The 17672-nt window shown below is 44.5% G+C and carries 11 protein-coding genes and 1 riboswitch; of the genes, 8 read left to right on the plus strand and 3 right to left on the minus strand.

Going from position 1 to position 17672, the window contains the following annotated elements; all coding sequences use genetic code 11:
* Positions 1 to 30 precede the first annotated feature (30 nt).
* On the minus strand, positions 31 to 2646 hold the full coding sequence (locus LKO26_RS01045; protein ID WP_227585939.1) for an MGH1-like glycoside hydrolase domain-containing protein: 2616 nt from the start codon (positions 2644 to 2646) through the stop codon (positions 31 to 33).
* Between the two features lie 124 nt (positions 2647 to 2770).
* Positions 2771 to 2875, plus strand: a riboswitch (SAM riboswitch).
* 264 nt (positions 2876 to 3139) lie between these two features.
* On the opposite strand from LKO26_RS01045, the gene LKO26_RS01050 reads away from it, so the two are divergent.
* The 4 genes from LKO26_RS01050 (at position 3140) to metF (ending at position 9033) form a co-directional block, all read left to right on the plus strand.
* Positions 3140 to 4159, plus strand: a complete 1020-nt coding sequence (locus LKO26_RS01050; RefSeq protein ID WP_227585940.1) for a homocysteine S-methyltransferase family protein — start codon at positions 3140 to 3142, stop codon at positions 4157 to 4159.
* 47 nt (positions 4160 to 4206) lie between these two features.
* Positions 4207 to 5310 carry a fatty acid desaturase family protein gene (locus tag LKO26_RS01055; RefSeq protein ID WP_227585941.1) on the plus strand — a complete coding sequence of 368 codons (1104 nt, stop codon included), beginning with the start codon at positions 4207 to 4209 and terminating at the stop codon, positions 5308 to 5310.
* A 63-nt stretch (positions 5311 to 5373) separates the two neighbouring features.
* Positions 5374 to 8037, plus strand: coding sequence for a methionine synthase (gene metH / locus LKO26_RS01060; RefSeq protein WP_227585942.1), 2664 nt, complete (start codon positions 5374 to 5376; stop codon positions 8035 to 8037).
* A gap of 39 nt (positions 8038 to 8076) precedes the next feature.
* Positions 8077 to 9033, plus strand: coding sequence for a methylenetetrahydrofolate reductase [NAD(P)H] (metF, locus tag LKO26_RS01065; protein WP_227585943.1), 957 nt, complete (start codon positions 8077 to 8079; stop codon positions 9031 to 9033).
* A gap of 26 nt (positions 9034 to 9059) precedes the next feature.
* On the opposite strand, the gene LKO26_RS01070 is transcribed toward metF, so the two are convergent.
* Together LKO26_RS01070 and LKO26_RS01075 are read right to left on the minus strand one after the other, a co-directional pair.
* Positions 9060 to 9707, minus strand: a complete 648-nt coding sequence (locus LKO26_RS01070; protein ID WP_227585944.1) for a hypothetical protein — start codon at positions 9705 to 9707, stop codon at positions 9060 to 9062.
* Between the two features lie 63 nt (positions 9708 to 9770).
* Positions 9771 to 10946, minus strand: coding sequence for a hypothetical protein (locus LKO26_RS01075; protein ID WP_227585945.1), 1176 nt, complete (start codon positions 10944 to 10946; stop codon positions 9771 to 9773).
* A gap of 198 nt (positions 10947 to 11144) precedes the next feature.
* Between LKO26_RS01075 and folE the strand changes: the two genes are divergently transcribed.
* The 4 genes from folE to LKO26_RS01095 all read left to right on the plus strand — a co-directional run bounded on the left by folE (position 11145) and on the right by LKO26_RS01095 (position 17618).
* A complete protein-coding gene (folE, locus tag LKO26_RS01080) occupies positions 11145 to 11810 on the plus strand; it encodes a GTP cyclohydrolase I FolE (RefSeq protein ID WP_227585946.1) in 666 nt (221 codons plus the stop codon).
* A 55-nt stretch (positions 11811 to 11865) separates the two neighbouring features.
* Entirely contained in the window at positions 11866 to 13329 is a 1464-nt protein-coding gene (gene cysS / locus LKO26_RS01085) for a cysteine--tRNA ligase (RefSeq protein ID WP_227585947.1), read from the plus strand.
* Between the two features lie 155 nt (positions 13330 to 13484).
* Positions 13485 to 14639 (plus strand): T9SS type A sorting domain-containing protein, encoded by a 1155-nt coding sequence (locus tag LKO26_RS01090; RefSeq protein WP_227585948.1) that lies wholly within the window; start codon positions 13485 to 13487, stop codon positions 14637 to 14639.
* A 327-nt stretch (positions 14640 to 14966) separates the two neighbouring features.
* Positions 14967 to 17618 (plus strand): 4-alpha-glucanotransferase, encoded by a 2652-nt coding sequence (locus LKO26_RS01095; protein WP_227585949.1) that lies wholly within the window; start codon positions 14967 to 14969, stop codon positions 17616 to 17618.
* Positions 17619 to 17672 lie beyond the last annotated feature (54 nt).

Genomic DNA, 17672 nt, shown 5'->3' on the forward strand with positions numbered 1-17672 from the left:
AGGTTGCTTTTACCTGTAAAGATTGATTTTTTATGAATTCCACGCCCGGTGAATGAGCTTGGCCACAGTGGCTGTCCAGCCCGTCTGGTGAGACGCGCCCAGTCCCTTGCCGGTGTCTCCGTCAAAATACTCTGAAAACAGGATGTAATCCCGGAAATGTTCATCTTCATTCATAATGGTGCAGGTTCCGTTGGCCGGACGCCGTCCGTGTTCATCACGGCGGAAAAGTGAAATAAGTCGCTCGCTGAGGTGATGTGCCACATCAGCCAGATTTCTCATCTCACCGCTGTGTGCGGGAAATTCGATCTGCAAACTGTCTCCGTAATAGTAATGAAAACGCTGCAGGCTTTCTACAATCAGGAAATTAATAGGAAACCAGATGGGTCCCCGCCAGTTGCTGTTGCCACCAAACATACTGCTGTCGCTTTCGGCGGGCGTATAACGTACGGTGAAATCCTTTTCGTCTACCGAAAAGGTGTAGGGGTTTTCTTCGTAGATTTTGGACAGGGAACGAATGCCGTAATCGGATAAGAATTCCTTTTCATCTACCATCCGGTGCAGCACCTGGCTGAGTCTGGTTCTTCGCAGAATGCTCATCAGATGTTTGCGTCCCTGACCTTCTACTTCCCAGTGCGATACCAGATTGGCAAGATCGGGTTTGTTTTTCAGAATCCATTCCATTCTGGCATTAAAAGCAGGAAGCTGAGCCAGCGTGTCATGCTCAATCACTTCTACGGCAAACATCGGAATCAGGCCTACAATGCTGCGCAGTTTCAGAGAGACTGCTTCACCGTCCCTAAGCTGAAGGACATCGTAGAAAAAGCCGTCTTCCTCATTCCAGAGTCCGTGCCGGGAGTTTCCGATGTTTTCCATAGCCTCGGCAATGTAGAGGTAATGCTCGAAAAATTTAATGGCCATATCTTCGTAGACAGGATTGTACAGAGCCAGTTCCATGGAAATACGCATCATATTGAGTGCAAACATGGCCATCCAGCTGGTGCCGTCTGCCTGCTCCAGGTGCTGCCCGTTTTTAAATTCCATGTTCCGGTCAAATGCGCCAATGTTGTCCAGACCCAGAAATCCGCCCCCGAAGATGTTTTTGCCATTTTTATCTTTGCGGTTTACCCACCATGTGAAATTCAGCAGGAGTTTTTGAAAGACACTTTCCAGGAAAGCAATGTCACCTTTACCATGGATGCGTTCATCAATTTTAAAGACCCGGAAGGTAGACCAGGCGTGCACTGGCGGATTTACATCACTGAAATCCCATTCATAGGCCGGCAACTGTCCGTTCGGGTGCAAATACCATTCTTTGGTCAGCAGTTTCAGCTGATGTTTCGCAAAATCTGAATCAATGAGCGCAAACGGCACGCAGTGAAAGGCCAGATCCCACGTCGCAAACCACGGATATTCCCATTTGTCGGGCATGGAAATGATGTCCTTATTCTGCATGTGCTGCCAGTCCCGGTTGCGTACATGACCGTCAAAATTCCGGGGAGCCTCCAGTTTTGGATCGCCTTTCAGCCATTTGGAGACATTATAATGATAAAATTGTTTGTTCCAGAGAAGTCCCGCCAGCGCCTGCCGCTGAATGTTTTTGTCTTCGTCACTTTCTATGGAACTTTGCAGATCAGCATAGAATTCATTTGCCTCTTCTATCCTTAAGCGAAATATTTCGTCAAAGTTAAAAAAAGCATTTTCCATATCGTGCGGACTGAGGCGGAAGTCAAACACGCGGCTTTCTCTGGCTTTAATTTCGGTGTCAATCAGGAAGCAGGCTTTGGTTCCGGTATTCTCGGGGTTCACGGTATATGACTGGCCATAGACCAGAAAATCATTAAAGCCGTCCTTGAAATATCTGGCTTCAGAGGGGATGCCATTAATCTTTTCAGAATTCGTTTCGTTATTGCAAAACAGGGTGCGCACATCGGGGTTGCGGGAATAGAGTTTCTTCTGAGGCAGTGAGTCGTGTTCGATATCGATGACGCCACTGACCGAAGAACTTAGTTTTGGTTCATAGTCGCCGTATCCCCAGTTCCAGTTATTGCGGTACCATAGCGTGGGTAAGATCACGAGTGGTGCTTGTATGGCACTGCGGTTTACGGCGGTGATACGAATCAGGATATCATCATGATTTATTTTGGCATATTCTATAAAGATGTCGAAATATTCATTGTTTTTGAAAATGCCGGTATCTGCGAGTTCAAATTCCGGTTCCAGTTTGGATTTTCGACCATTTTCGGCTACCAGTTCTTCGTACGGAAACGCATTGATGGGATACTTGTACAGCATCTTCATATAAGAGTGAGATGGGGTATTATCCAGTTCGTAATACAGTTCCTTTACATCTTCCCCATGATTGCCCTGTGGATTGCTGAGGCCAAAAAATCGTTCTTTAATCAGCTTATCCTTTTTGTTCCAGAAAGCGGGCGCAAAACACAGCTTTTGTTTGTCATCGCAGATGCCGCCAATGCCATCTTCGCTCCAGCGGTATGCTTTGCTGATGGCCTCTTCGTACAGGGTGTGACCCCATGCGTTTCCATGCGCACTGTAGTCCTCGCGTACGGTTCCCCACTGTCTGTGGCTTACGTACGGACCCCAGGTTTTCCACTCTTCTTTTTGTACTCTTTCCTTTTCTGCACTCATTAAATCAACATTTATGAGTGCTAAAATAAAAATTATTTATAAAAAAGAATTTGATGAAAATAGTTGCAGATGATTAAATTATTTCTTTCCTTTGCTGCAGATTTTGTTCATTTACATATTGAAAATGTTATCAAGAAAGGTGGAGAGACTAGACTCTGTGAAGCCTTGGCAACCCTTCGGAAACGAAGAAGGTGCTACATTCTATTCGCTGCTGCGAAACAGATAACGAACCTCTATCCATGTCTTTCTTGGTGGCATTTTCATTTTATTAAAACAATAGAATGGAAAACCCGCTGCATACACCTGCTTACAAATCTTTACCTGACTGGTTACGGCTTTATCGTAATCCATTTTCGCATGCGCTGTTCCGCTATGCTGTTCATTTCTGTGAATCTTACAGATTTAAGTATAGATTCTTACCTGTAGTCATGTATGGGAGAATCACCGGGAAAGGGAATATTCTGCCAGTTCGTGTCTCCAAAATAAGAGCTTTATGAAAAATTCTGAAATTTTATATCAGGCACTCAGAGAACGTATTCTGGTCCTGGATGGTGCCATGGGAACCATGCTGCAGCAATACGGATTTCAGGAGGCAGACTACCGGGGCACAAGGTTTCGGGACTGGCCGGTCCCCCTGAAGGGAAATAATGATGTGCTTTCGCTCAGCAGACCCGAGGCGATTGCTGAAGTACATCGCAAATACCTGCAGGCGGGTGCAGACATTATTGAAACCAATACTTTTTCCGGAACTGCGATTGCCATGGCCGATTACGGGATGGAGGAGCTGGTGTATGAACTCAATTATGAATCCGCCCGTATTGCGAGGATGGTATGTGATGAGTTTACCTCAGAAACTCCCGCAAAACCACGTTTTGTGGCCGGTGCCATAGGTCCTACCAATAAAACGGCAAGTCTGAGTCCGGATGTAAACGATTCGGGATACCGGGCCATTACCTTTGAAGATCTTCGCCGGGCATACCGGTTGCAGGCGCAGGCTTTGCTGGACGGAGGTGCAGATATACTCCTGGTGGAAACTGTGTTTGATACGTTAAATGCCAAAGCAGCGCTTTTTGCTATTGATGAGCTCCGGGAGGAACGAAATATTGCGATTCCTGTGATGGTTTCCGGCACCATTACGGATGCTTCGGGAAGAACCCTCAGTGGTCAGACGGCAGAGGCTTTCTTAATCTCGGTGTCGCATATGGACTTGCTCTGTGTGGGATTCAATTGCGCACTGGGTGCCAGACAACTGGTTCCTTATCTGGAAACGCTGGCAGCTCAGTCCTCTTTCTATGTTTCTGCTTATCCCAATGCTGGACTTCCCAATGCATTCGGGGCGTATGACGAGTCTGCAGAGCAGATGACCGCACAGGTGAAGGAATACCTGGACAAAGGACTGATCAATATTGTGGGCGGGTGCTGTGGTACAACGCCGGAGCATATCAAATCAATTGCTGATCTGGTACAGGGAGTGGCGCCGCGCATTCCGTCTGAACTTGAAATGAAGAACTAATGGAATATTGTATAATTTTTGCATCATTTTTATTTTTGTTAAAATTTATGATTGTGAAAAAACCTTCTTATCAGAAAATTCAGGAAGAAACAACGCTCTTTAATGAGCTGAGGAAAAGGGTGAATTCCCGTGTAGAAGCTATTAATGACAACAGAGATTGGTCTGTACGGATCAAAGCCATTCTATTACCGCTGCTGTATTTCGGCTTCTACGCACTGGCAGTGTATTACCGGTCAAATGCCTATTTGTACGTGGCCGGTTTCGTACTGATGGGTATTACACTGGTGCTGATTTATTTGAATCTCATTCATGAAGCCGCTCATAATAATATTTTTAAAAATAAAAAATGGAATGAAGCAGTACTGAGCATCTTTGATTTTGTGGGAGCCAATTCCTATATCTGGAAAAAGAGGCATATTGTAAGCCATCATGCATATCCAAATGTTGACGGGTGGGACACGGATATAGAACAGAGCGGGGTGCTGAAGATTTATCCCCACGTAGAGGCAAAGGGTATTCAGAAAATACAGCATCGGATTTTCTTTCTCATTTATCCGTTGTATCTTTTTAACTGGATGTTCATCCGGGATTTCCGGGATTTTTTTGACCGGAACCGGATTATCCAGAAAACACAGGGGCAGATTCCCGTCACCGAGAAGGTGAAGATGGTTCTCTTCAAAGCGTTTTACTTTTTTTACCAGATCGTGGTTCCGGTCTTATTCTTCGGAGTATCATGGCAACTGGCGCTAGGGGCATGGTTTCTCCAGGTTGTAGTGGCCAGTGTTTTTGCGCTTTTTGTCCTTCTGCCGCTGCATCCGCTGCCGGAAAATGATTTTCCGCTGCTGGACGAGGAAAACGGCCTTCCCTACAGTTGGATTCGGCACCAGTTTGAGGTAACCAATGATTTGTCTAATAATAATTGGTTCATCCGCCATATTCTGGGTGCATTCAATTTTCATGTCGCCCATCATCTGTTTCCTAATTACAGTTATGTTTACTATGATGAAATCACTGATGAGGTAAAAAAATTTGCAGCAGAGCATCATTTTAACTACAAACAGTTTCCCATTACGGTCGCACTGGGTAAGCATTATCAACTTTTGAAAACCAATGCCACTTCCATTCATGAAGTGATGGAAGAAACAATGTAAATCTATTGAATATCAAGTATTTAATTTAATCCGGCAGTTTGCCGGGCAGGGAATCTTATTCTTATGAAATATCTAAAACTTTCCGGTCTGGAGCCATTGGTCATCACTCCGGAATCTAATTTTATCAACGTGGGCGAAAGAACCAATGTTGCCGGATCCAGAAAATTTCTTCGGCTCATTAAAGAAGAAAGCTTTACAGAGGCACTGGAGATTGCCCGGCACCAGGTGGAAGGTGGTGCCCAGATTCTGGATGTGAATTTTGATGATGGCCTGCTGGACGGGAAATCCTGTATGGTGAAATTCCTGAATCTGATTGCTGCAGAACCCGACATTGCCAGAATTCCGGTCATGATTGACTCGTCCAAATGGGAAATCCTGGAAGCAGGATTGCAGGTGGTACAGGGAAAGTGTGTGGTGAATTCCATCAGCCTGAAAGAAGGTGAAGAGGAGTTTATCCGCCAGGCCAAATTAATCCGGCGCTACGGAGCTGCTGTAGTGGTCATGGCATTTGATGAACACGGGCAGGCAGATAATGTGGAAAGAAGAATTGAGATTTCCCGCAGGTCTTATGATCTATTGGTTCATCATGTGAATTTTCCGGCACAGGATATTATTTTTGATCTGAATATTTTCCCCGTGGCTACAGGAATGGAAGAGCACCGCCGAAATGCGGTAGATTTTATAGAAGCCACCCGCTGGGTCAGGGAAAATCTGCCCGGTGTATCTGTTTCGGGTGGTGTTTCCAATGTTTCTTTTTCCTTCCGTGGGAATGATCTGGTACGGGAGGCCATGCACTCGGTATTTTTGTATCATGCCATCCGTGCGGGCATGAACATGGGAATAGTAAATCCTGCATTGCTGGGAATCTATGATGATATACCAACTGAGCTGCTGGAGCTGGTGGAAGATGTAATGCTGAACCGCCGTAGTGATTCCACAGAAAGATTATTAGCCTATTCTGAATCTCATCAAAAATCCAGAAAGCAGGTTGCAGAAGACCAGGTGTGGAGAAAGGAAGCTCTGCAAGCCAGAATCACCCAAGCCCTAGTGAAAGGTATAGACCGGTACATTCTAGAAGATGTGGAAGAAGCCAGGCTTCAAAGCTCAAGACCTTTAGATGTCATTGAAGTTTATCTGATGAATGGAATGGCGGTAGTAGGAGATCTTTTCGGAAGTGGTAAGATGTTTTTGCCTCAGGTGGTAAAATCTGCCCGTGTCATGAAGAAAGCGGTCGCTTATCTGCAGCCGTTCATCGAAGCAGAGAAAGATACTGCGCGGCCAGCTAGTGGCAAGATTGTGATGGCTACCGTAAAAGGAGATGTGCACGACATTGGAAAGAATATTGTTTCTGTGGTACTGGGCTGTAATAATTATGAAATTGTGGATTTGGGAGTGATGGTTCCTGCCGAAAAAATAATTCAGACGGCTATAGATGAAAATGCGGACGCCATTGGGCTCAGCGGTCTCATTACGCCCAGTCTGGACGAAATGGTTCACGTGGCGGGCGAACTGCAGCGGCAGCAATTGCATATTCCGTTGCTCATTGGCGGTGCCACTACTTCCAGAGCGCATACGGCAGTGAAAATTGATCCGGCATATCCCGGTCCTGTAGTTCATGTAAATGATGCTTCGCGTGCGGTAGGGGTAGTGGGTGCACTGCTGGGCAGCCGGCGTGAAAGTTACATCAGAGAAAACAAGGAAGGAAATGAGGATTTCCGGAAAAAATTTCTTCAAAGACAAACTGAAAAGGAATATATACCTCTGGCAGAGGCCCGCAGAAAAAAATTCAGGATTGACTGGACTAAGGAAGTGATTACACCGCCTTTGTACACCGGAGTACAGATTATCAGGGACCAGGACCTGGCAGCACTTACAGATTTTCTGGACTGGAGTCCTTTTTTCAGGAGCTGGGAACTCTATGGAAAATTCCCGGATATCCTGACTGATGAAATTGTAGGTGAGCAGGCCAGCGAGCTTTATGCTGAAGCACAAACCATGCTCCGGGAGATTATTGACAAAAAATTACTGAGTGCGAAAGCGGTATTCGGAATTTTCCCGGCCAATTCTGTAAACGATGACGACATAGAGGTTTATCATGAAGGAGGGGAGACCCTTGCCGTATTCCGCACATTGCGCCAGCAATTGAAGCGTTCTTCCGGTAAAGATTACCGTGCACTGGCCGATTTTGTGGCACCTGCTGCAAATGGTGTCCGGGATTATATCGGTTGCTTTGCGGTGACCACCGGATTCGGGACAGATGAATTGGTTCGCAAATACAAAGAGGCTGATGATGATTATAATTCTATATTGGCAAAAGCACTGTCTGACAGGTTAGCTGAAGCCTTTGCTGAGTATCTGCACCATAAGGTCCGCACGGAATTCTGGGGGTACTCGGCGGATGAAAATCTGGATAATGAAGCCCTGATTGCCGAAGAATATTCCGGAATACGCCCGGCACCGGGCTACCCGGCATGCCCTGATCATCTGGAAAAACAGACCATCTGGAGTTTGCTGAATGTAAAGGAACATATAGGACTGGAACTCACAGAAAGTCTGGCTATGTTTCCCACTGCTGCAGTTTCGGGATATTATTTTGCCAGTCCGCATTCGAAATATTTTGGTGTCGGAAAAATAAGTGAAGATCAGCTGGCAGATTATGCCGCTAGAAAAAATATGGATCTGGCTGAAGCCCGGAAGTGGCTGAGGCCTGTTTTAGCAGAAGTTTAATTGTTTTATATCACTACCAATATTTGTCACCGTTTCAAAATGAAAATCACAGAACATATCGCCAGTTCCGCCGGGAAAACTCTCTTTTCCTTTGAAATCCTGCCTCCGCTGAAAGGACAGAATATTCAGTCAATTTTTGATGCCATCGATCCGCTCATGGACTTTAATCCGGCTTTTATAGATGTGACCTATCACCGGGAAGAATATGAATATATGGAGCGTGAAAATGGTCTGCTGGAAAAGCGTATCGTGCGGAAAAGACCCGGGACAGTGGGTATTTGTGCCGCAATACAGAATAAGTATAAAGCAGATGCAGTGCCACACATTCTGTGCGGCGGATTCAACAGCGAGGATACTGAGAATTTCCTCATTGATCTGGATTTTCTGGGAATTGATAATGTAGTGGCGCTGCGCGGTGATGCAGTGAAGTCTGAACTTTACTTTCGTGCAGAAAAAAACGGCCATGCGTATGCACGTGATCTCGTTCGGCAGATTGCCGCCATGAACCGGGGCGTTTATCTGGACGAAGATTCAGAATATTGCAGTGCTACGAATTTTTGCGTTGGCGTGGCAGGTTATCCTGAAAAACATATGGAGGCCGCCAGTTTTAGTCAGGATATTCATCATCTGAAAAAGAAAGTGGAAGCGGGTGCAGATTACATCATTACCCAGATGTTTTTTGACAATCAAAAATTTTTTGACTTTGTCAAAGTTTGCAGAGCAGAAGGAATTACCATCCCCATTATTCCCGGCATCAAGCCTCTGGTAGCCCAGAGCCAGCTCAGTACCATTCCGCACCGTTTTAAAGTAGATATTCCCAATGACCTGGTTCTGGAAGTGGCCAGGGCTAGAAATAATTCCGCTGTCCGTGAGATCGGCGTAGAATGGGCCATCAGTCAGTGTCGTGAACTGGTAGAATTCGGTGTGCCGATTCTGCATTTTTATTCCATGGGAAAAAGTACACACGTAAAAAAAGTGGCCGCAGAAATTTTCTGATGGCCACCGTGGTTTTTAAGTATAATTTATAGATTCAGAAATCGTAAAATTTTGTTCAGATCGTTTTTGTCATTCAGTTTTATTCTGTTTTCTTTCATGTACTTCTGTAATTGCTCTTTGCGTTGCGGAAACATACTGATGAATTCTTTTTGATTTTTGGGTACGGGAGTCAGTTGTCCGTTTATCTCCACGAAGAAATCTGGGGGAGTACTGATGAATTTTGCAGGTTTGTCTTCTTGATAACCGCTTGTTGCCCGTTGAAATTTCTGAAATTTTACGGTAGGTTTCAGGTATCCGCTGACGTTCCGCCCTTCGTGAAACTTTATATAATAAGTGTTGTTGATTAGGTCTATTTGCTCACCATTGTGGCTGAATTTAAAACTTTTGTAGAGTTCTTCCCTCGGTACTACCATTATCTTTTCATCCCGTATGAACTCCAGATTATCGTGCAGGATATTATACCGAACGGGTAAAAATTCTTCGGTTCCAACCAGTTTCGCCGGGTTGAATTTTGAGTCGTAGTATGGTGAACCTTCTATGTCTGCAATGTTTTCCTGAAAAACAGACTTGAACCAGTTGTCTTCCATTACTTTATGTGTGGAAAGATTGATGTCATATTGCGCAGATGCCATCATTACAAATATGGCAAATATTGCTGTAAATATTTTTTTCATGATATCTTGGTGTTAAAATATATGGCGAAGTTAATTATTTTTTTAATATGTTATTATATTGCTCTATAACAAAGGATGTCTTTCAAAAGGTTTGTTCCGGTCAAAAAGATACCGGAATGTTGCAAGTTTGCGGGTCACTGTAGTATCCAGATTTTCGGCTATTTTCATCATTTTGGGATTGAAATCGCCAATCCACTGCAGTTCCGTCGTTCTGAAATCGGTATGCTTACGCAAATGCTGGGTTCCCTCCCAGATCATATAACCCTCAATGCCCGTTTTCTGCCATTCCGGAACTACCCCGAAAACAATGCCCACCATTTTGGAGTTCTTCTTAAATCTTTTTACCCACAGAAATTGAAGTTTCTGCAGAAGTCCCATTTTTCCGCCTAGGTACTTGAACCACTGATTCAGATCCGGAATATTCATCCACATGGCAATGGGTTTCTCGTTTTCGTACACGAACCATGAAATATGTTCATTGATAATTGGTTTCATACTGCGGAACATTTTCAGTGTTTTGGCGTACTCCATTTCCTTTCCGCCACCATGGGAGGCCCAGGCTTTATTGTAAACCTCTGTGAAATCTGCGGCAAATTTTTCCAGCTGATTTTTCTTTAAAGGCTTTGCAGAAATAGCGGAATTACGTTTATGACGGGAATGCATCAGCGTGAATACACGGGAAACTTCAGCATGAACCGGCCGGCTGTAGCACAACTGGTTGAAATAAATTCTGAATCCATAATTCTCAAAAAGCTCACGGTAATACGGTGGGTTATAGTTCATTCCGTATAATGGTTCTTCAAATCCTTCAATAAGAAGCCCCCAGAATTTATCCCGCTCACCAAAATTAATGGAACCGTCCATGGCTTCCATGCCTTTTTCCTGAAGCCATTTTTTACAATGGTCAAAAATAAAATTGGCGGTCTGTTGGTCATTGATGCAATCAAAAAAACCAATTCCCCCCGTAGGCTGTTCCATTTTGTATTTTCCATTTACGAAAACGGCTACCTTGCCTACCGTGGTTCCGTGTTCGTTCCTGAAAATAAACCGCTCACAACTGCCGGTTCTAAAGAGTTTGTTTTTTTCTTTGTCAAAAACGGCCTCCACATCCTGATCCAGCGGGCGTATATAGTTTTGGTCATTACGGTACAACAGGGAGGGGAAATCCAGAAACTCTTTTCTCAGAGCATCACTTTCCACGGGTATCACTTGCAGCATGGGTTTCTTTTTGGCATTCATCTTTTCCGGCGAAAGTGTTGCATGCCGGAAAATATGTTGCAAAATAAACAAAAAATATGGTTCTGCACTTTTGCAGCGATATTTTTTTATGCAGATGATTCTGTGAGGGTTAATCACTCTTGTTTTCGGGTGCAGAACGGCTTTTTATCTGCCGGAATTCCATATTAAATCCTTAATTTTGCAAGAGTAATTAAGATTATGAACGATTTTTTTGATAACGATGACGACGTTTTTACGGGGAAGGAGCATACCCCAATCCGCGCGGATGCTTTTGACAAGTCTCCGGCAGAGAAAATAGAAATCATCCGAAGGCATTTTCATCAAATCATGGAAACCCTCGGTCTGGATATGACTGATGACTCCCTGAAGGATTCTCCGAACCGTGTGGCTAAAATGTATGTAAACGAAATTTTCGGAGGCTTACTCCCGGAAAATAAGCCGGGAATATCCACTTTTTCCAATAAATACAAATACCGGCAGATGCTGGTAGAAAAGGACATTACGGTGTATTCGTTCTGTGAACATCACTTTTTACCGATCATTGGGAAAGCTCATGTGGCGTACATCTCAAACGGTGAGGTAATCGGGCTGTCCAAGATTAACCGTATTGTAGATTACTATTCCAAAAGGCCTCAGGTACAGGAACGCCTTACCATGCAGATTGTGGATGCGCTGAAGGAAGCGCTGGGTACCAAAGATGTGGCCTGTATCATTGATGCCAAACATCTTTGCGTAAATTGTCGCGGAATTAAGGATACGGCAAGCTCTACCATTACCGCAGAACTCAGCGGAATCTTCCGTACCAATCCCATTACCCGCCAGGAGTTTCTGCATTACGTAGGCAGTCATCCGCGGTTAGATTAAACTCCGGAGGAAAGAAAATAGAGCGGAAAATCAGCAATAATTAAACAGAATACGGATGCAACTCAAAATATACAATTCACTTAGCGGCGAAAAAGAAATCTTTAAACCTATACTGGAGGGCACTGCAGGGATGTATGTCTGCGGACCCACCGTGTACAGTAATGTGCACCTGGGAAATGTGCGCACCTTCATGTCATTTGATTTTATCTACCGGTCGCTGGTTCATCTGGATTATAAAGTGCGGTATGTGAGAAATATTACAGATGCCGGGCACCTTACCGATGACGGAGATGTAGACAATGACCGCTTTGTAAAACAGTCAAGGCTGGAGAAACTGGAGCCTATGGAAATTGTACAGAAATATACGGTGGATTTTCATAAGGTACTGGATGCATTTAACCTCCTGCCACCTACCATAGAGCCTACCGCAACCGGGCATATTTTGGAGCAGATTGAACTCACGCAGAAATTAATTGAAAAAGGTTTTGCCTATGAAAGCAATGGCTCCGTATATTTTGATGTACTGGAATACAATAAACAAGGCCTGAACTACGGTGAATTATCCAGAAGAAATATAGAAGAACTTTTTGCCAATACCCGTGATCTGGACGGACAGCATGAAAAGAAAAATCCTCAGGATTTTGCCTTGTGGAAAGCAGCTTCACCGGCACATATTATGCGCTGGAATTCGCCGTGGGGTGAGGGTTTCCCGGGATGGCACCTGGAATGTACTGCGATGTCTACTAAATATCTGGGAGATAATTTTGATATCCACGGTGGTGGCATGGACCTTAAGTTCCCGCATCATGAATGTGAAGTAGCACAGGGTAAAGCGTGTAATGACGTAGCGCCGGTAAATTACTGGATGCATGCCAATATGCTCACCATGAACGGACAGCGTATGAGTAAATCTACAGGAAATTATATACTCCCCATGCAATTGGTATCCGGCCAGAATGATTTCTTCGAAAAACCCTTCCACCCGGCCATTGTGAGGTTTAATTTCATGCAGGCGCACTACCGCAGTGTGCTGGATATCTCTAATGAAGCCATGATGGCCAGTGAAAAAGGATATCACCGGCTCATGGATGCCATGAAAATTCTGGCAGAATATACTACAGAAAGCACGGAGTCAGACTGGGATGTGGCGCTGTGGAAAGAAAAATGCTATGAAGCACTTACAGATGATTTCAATTCACCGGTGCTTATTGCTCACTTATTTGAGGCGGTAAACTTTATCTTTAAATTGAAAGATGGCAAAGCCTCCGTTTCGGTTTCTGATCTGGATGAATTGCAGAAGCTGATGGATGCTTTTGTTTTTGAGGTGCTGGGACTTCAGAACATTGAGGAAAATAATAATGAAAAACTGGACGAGACGCTGCAGGTACTCATCGAACTGAGAGCGCAGGCCAAAAAAGCCAAAAACTTTGAATTATCTGACCAGATCCGGGACCGTTTGCTGGAAAAAGGCATACAACTGAAAGACGGTCGGGAGGGTACTACCTATTCTCTTATTTAATACGCTGCATTTTCATCAGCATACCCCTTTCCGCAGCCGGAAAGGGGTTTTGTTTTATATAGAAAGGTTTAGTTGTAGAATTACAGGTGCGAATTTCGTTGAGTTATGCTGAAAATCACTAACTTAGTGTCACCAAATCTATAAATTATACACCCATGAAAAAATTTCTACTACCTCTGGTATGTTTGTGTGCCCTAAATTATGGCTATGCACAGCACGATGTTTATGCCCTCACCGGTAAATCATCCACCCATGTCATGTTCAATGATTTCCGTGCGGTAGATCTGCGCACCGGCAGTTCAGGAACGGTTTTTCTGAATGCAGATCAGGTACAGAAAGTACATTCCCAGATTTTAAACACGGATATTTCAGAAAGCCGCCAGTCGGTTCATCATGCCCAGTCACCAGCGATGGCTAGCCTGGCGTATGCCGGTAATCATCTGTTCTTTTCTCCTATGTTTTCGCCAAATATTTATGTGCTGAACACGCAGAATAAAAAAATCACGCTGGTAGAAAATAATGCCATACAAACCAGTGCCTGCCAGGTGGCAACTCATATAACCAGAATGGCGGCCGGGGCAGACGGTCATGTGTATGCCATAGACAATGGTGCTTCGCAGCTGATCAGAATATCTGAAGAAAACGGAAAATATACTGTAACCAATATGGGGAAAATTCAGGACCGTTCTCCGGATCCGGGTCAGTCGCTGCAGACTCCTGCCGCAGGCTATGGCGGAGATATGGTGGCCGATGCTGCGGGGAATCTGTATATTCTTGCCGCCTCCGGAAATGTTTTCAGTGTATCCCCAAAAACAATGTCAGCCTCATTTGTAGGCAGTATTACAGGCTTGTCTGAAGGTTATTCACTGAATGGTGCCGCCGTAACTGCCGATGGTCATATTGTGGTGGGCAGTGCCAAAGGTCAGGGTTTTTATGAAGTGGATTTTGCCACGCTCCGTGCCAAACCGCTGAACAATGGAATCAATTTGAACATCTATGATCTGGCCAGTAAATATTTTCTGAATGATCTGAATAAAAATGTTACTGCAGATTTTGCCGGAGTCAGGGTGTATCCTACCAAAGTAAAAGATGGTGAAGTTTTCATCCGTACTTCTGATGACAAGATGAAGCTGTTCTTCGTGGAACTGTATGATGCGTCCGGTGTAAAGGTGCTGTCACAATCGGCGAACATACAGCGTTCCGGAACAGCATCCGTATCGGTTCACAATCTGAAAACAGGATTGTACATCCTGAATGTAAGCAATGAAAAGGGCGACCGTCTTAGTTCTGCCAAAATCATCATTGAGTAATTTCGTGATACTACATATCATCCTTCCTGTGCGTTACGGGAAGGATTTTTTGTTTCCGGTCATGGGAATACAACGGCTACCGGGTCGCGGTGATTGACTGTATAAATTTCCGCTTAGCAGTACCTTTAGATTTTTATCAAGAAAACTTATTGTGTCATATTGATAATTTCAGTTTTTGTCGATGTTTGCAAGGATGTACGAATTGTGTCATTGTAATGCTATGATAATTAACAAACTAACTCTTTTGTCAGTGAGGTATAAATCTCTTTTTTGTGCGGTAAATGGCAAAGATTTTCCTTAACTTGCTGTCGGAAAAACACGTTATCTATGAAATTATACTTTAGTATTCATTATCATACGGGATATGGCCGCGAAATGCAAATTCTGCTTACCGGGGAAGGCCACGAAGATCAGATTCATAATATGTTTTATGCAGGAAACGGCCTCTGGACTGCCGAAATCGATTTCTTCTCCCGGGACATCTGTTACCGGTATCAGATTGTGGAAAACGGAGTGCTTCATGCCTCCGAACCGGTAGCGCACCGGCTTCATTTTCCCCACAATATCAAGGAATACAGGATTTTTGATACCTGGAATCTGAAAAACTTTCCGGAGAATTACCTGAACAATAAAATTTTTCATCATAAATTAAGTTCTTTTAAACCCGAAAAGAACAATATTCTCCGGCGTCACACCCATTGGTTCCGCATAGAAGCACCGCTGTATCATCCGCATTGGCGAATGGCGCTGCTGGGCAATACAGACACTCTGGGCAACTGGAATTATGTCCATGCAGTACCCATGATTCAAACTGCGCCCGGTATCTGGGATGTGTCTGTGGAAATTTCTGAAAATCAATATATCGAATACAAGTACGGAATTCTGGATGAGCAAACAGGGAAACTTCTGAACCTGGAATATGGCGAAAATCGCTTTGCATTGATGAATCCCGATGCTGAACTTTTATTTGTAAAAGCAGATCATTATTTCCGTTTTCATGCTGAGCAAATGTACCATGACGCCGGTGTGGCGGTTCCGGTTTTTTCACTGCGTACCGAAAACGGATTCGGGACCGGTGAGTTTGCAGATCTGAAACCTCTTGCTGATTGGGCAGCAAAGGCAGGATTGGGAATTGTTCAGATACTTCCTATTAACGATACTACCGCTACGCATACCTGGACAGACACCTATCCCTATGCTGCCATTTCAGTTTACGCATTGCATCCGCTGTATCTTTCTGTAGAGCAATTGGAATACCCTCTATCAGCTGAAGTGCAGGACAAGTTCGCTGCGCAGCGGGAAGCACTCAATAAAGGTCCATTTGTAGATTATGAAAAGGTGATGCATGGCAAATGGGAAATGATTACAGACATCTTTAATCACCATAAAGACAAGATTCTGAAAGACCGCAACTTCGTCCGATTTCTGAAAGAAAATGAAGAATGGTTACGTCCGTACGCAGCATTCTGCGTATTGCGGGATAAGTATAAAACGCCTGATTTCAGCCGGTGGAAAACGCACAGAAAATACATTGCCGGGAAAGTGGCACCCATGTTTTCGGCTCAGAATAAAGATTACGAAGCCGTAATGCTCCATCAGTGGGTGCAGTATCAGCTCCATCTGCAACTGAAAGATGCTGTGGATTATATGCATGAACTCGGAATATCTGTCAAAGGGGATCTGCCCATAGGCATTTACCGCTATTCGGTGGAGGCATGGAAAGAACCTGAACTTTTCGGTATGGATTTTCAGGCCGGTGCACCGCCGGATCAGTTCACCGTACTGGGTCAGAACTGGGAATTTCCTACCTATGACTGGGAAGCCATGAAGGCAGACGGATACCGCTGGTGGAAAAACAGATTTCACGCTCTTGAAAAGTATTTTGATGCCATGCGCATCGATCATATTCTGGGCTTCTTCAGGATTTGGCGGATGCCGGTTACTGCAGTGCAGGGAATTTTGGGGTATTTCTATCCTGCGATTCCGGTAACACTGGAGGAGTTTAAAAACCGGAGAATTTCTTTTGATTTTGAGCGGTTTTGTAAGCCTTTTGTTAATGAACAGATTCTCCGGGAGATATTTGGTGAAGCGAAAGATGCTGTAGCGAATCAGTTCCTGCAGCGAGCAAATGATGGTGGCTACGTTTTCAAGGAGGAATTTGATACCCAGCGTAAATTGAAAGATTTTTTCGAAAAAAATACGGATCGTGTTCATGAGGATCAACTGATGTCTCTTGCAGCCAATGTATTATTTCTGACTGAAGAAAGAGAAGGAGCCACGGTATTTCATCCACGATTTAACCTGCAGGATACCCTAAGTTTCAGATACCTGTCTGCACATGAACAAAAGGCTGTGTACGAATTATCTCTGGATTATTTCTATAAACGACAGGATGAATTATGGTATCGCAGTGCCATGGAGAAACTTCCGGTGATTCTGAATGCTACAGAAATGCTGATTTGCGGGGAGGATCTGGGTCTGGTTCCGGACTGTGTGCCGCAGGTGATGGATGAGCTGGCCATAGCCGCCCTCAAGGTTCAGCGTATGCCGGCCGGTAATATTCCTTTCTATAATCCTGCAGATGCCGGTTATCTGAATGTGGTCACCCCAAGCACGCACGACAGTTCCACACTGAGACAGTGGTGGCAGGAAGACCGGGCAATGTCTTTGAGATATTTTAAAGAACAGCTTCTGCAGCGGGGTACTGCTCCCGGCGAACTGGTTCCCGAGCTTGCAGAAATCATCATGAAACAGCATCTGTATAATGAAGCCATGTTGGCCATTTTCCCGCTGCAGGAATTTCTGGCTACAGATCATGATCTCCGAAATCCGGACCAGGAGGCAGAGCGAATCAATATTCCGGCTGTATTTCCGCATTACTGGCGCTACAGAATGCACCTGAATCTGGACGAACTTAAAAATTCTGATAAATTTAATCAGAAAATTTACAAGTGGGTACAGGAATCGGGGAGAAAATAATATAGCTGATTATCAGTATTTTATATGTGCATGGAGGGAAGTTAGGTCTGCGGA

The sequence above is a fragment of the Chryseobacterium sp. MFBS3-17 genome, assembly GCF_020687745.1.
Taxonomy (GTDB): Bacteria; Bacteroidota; Bacteroidia; order Flavobacteriales; family Weeksellaceae; genus Marnyiella.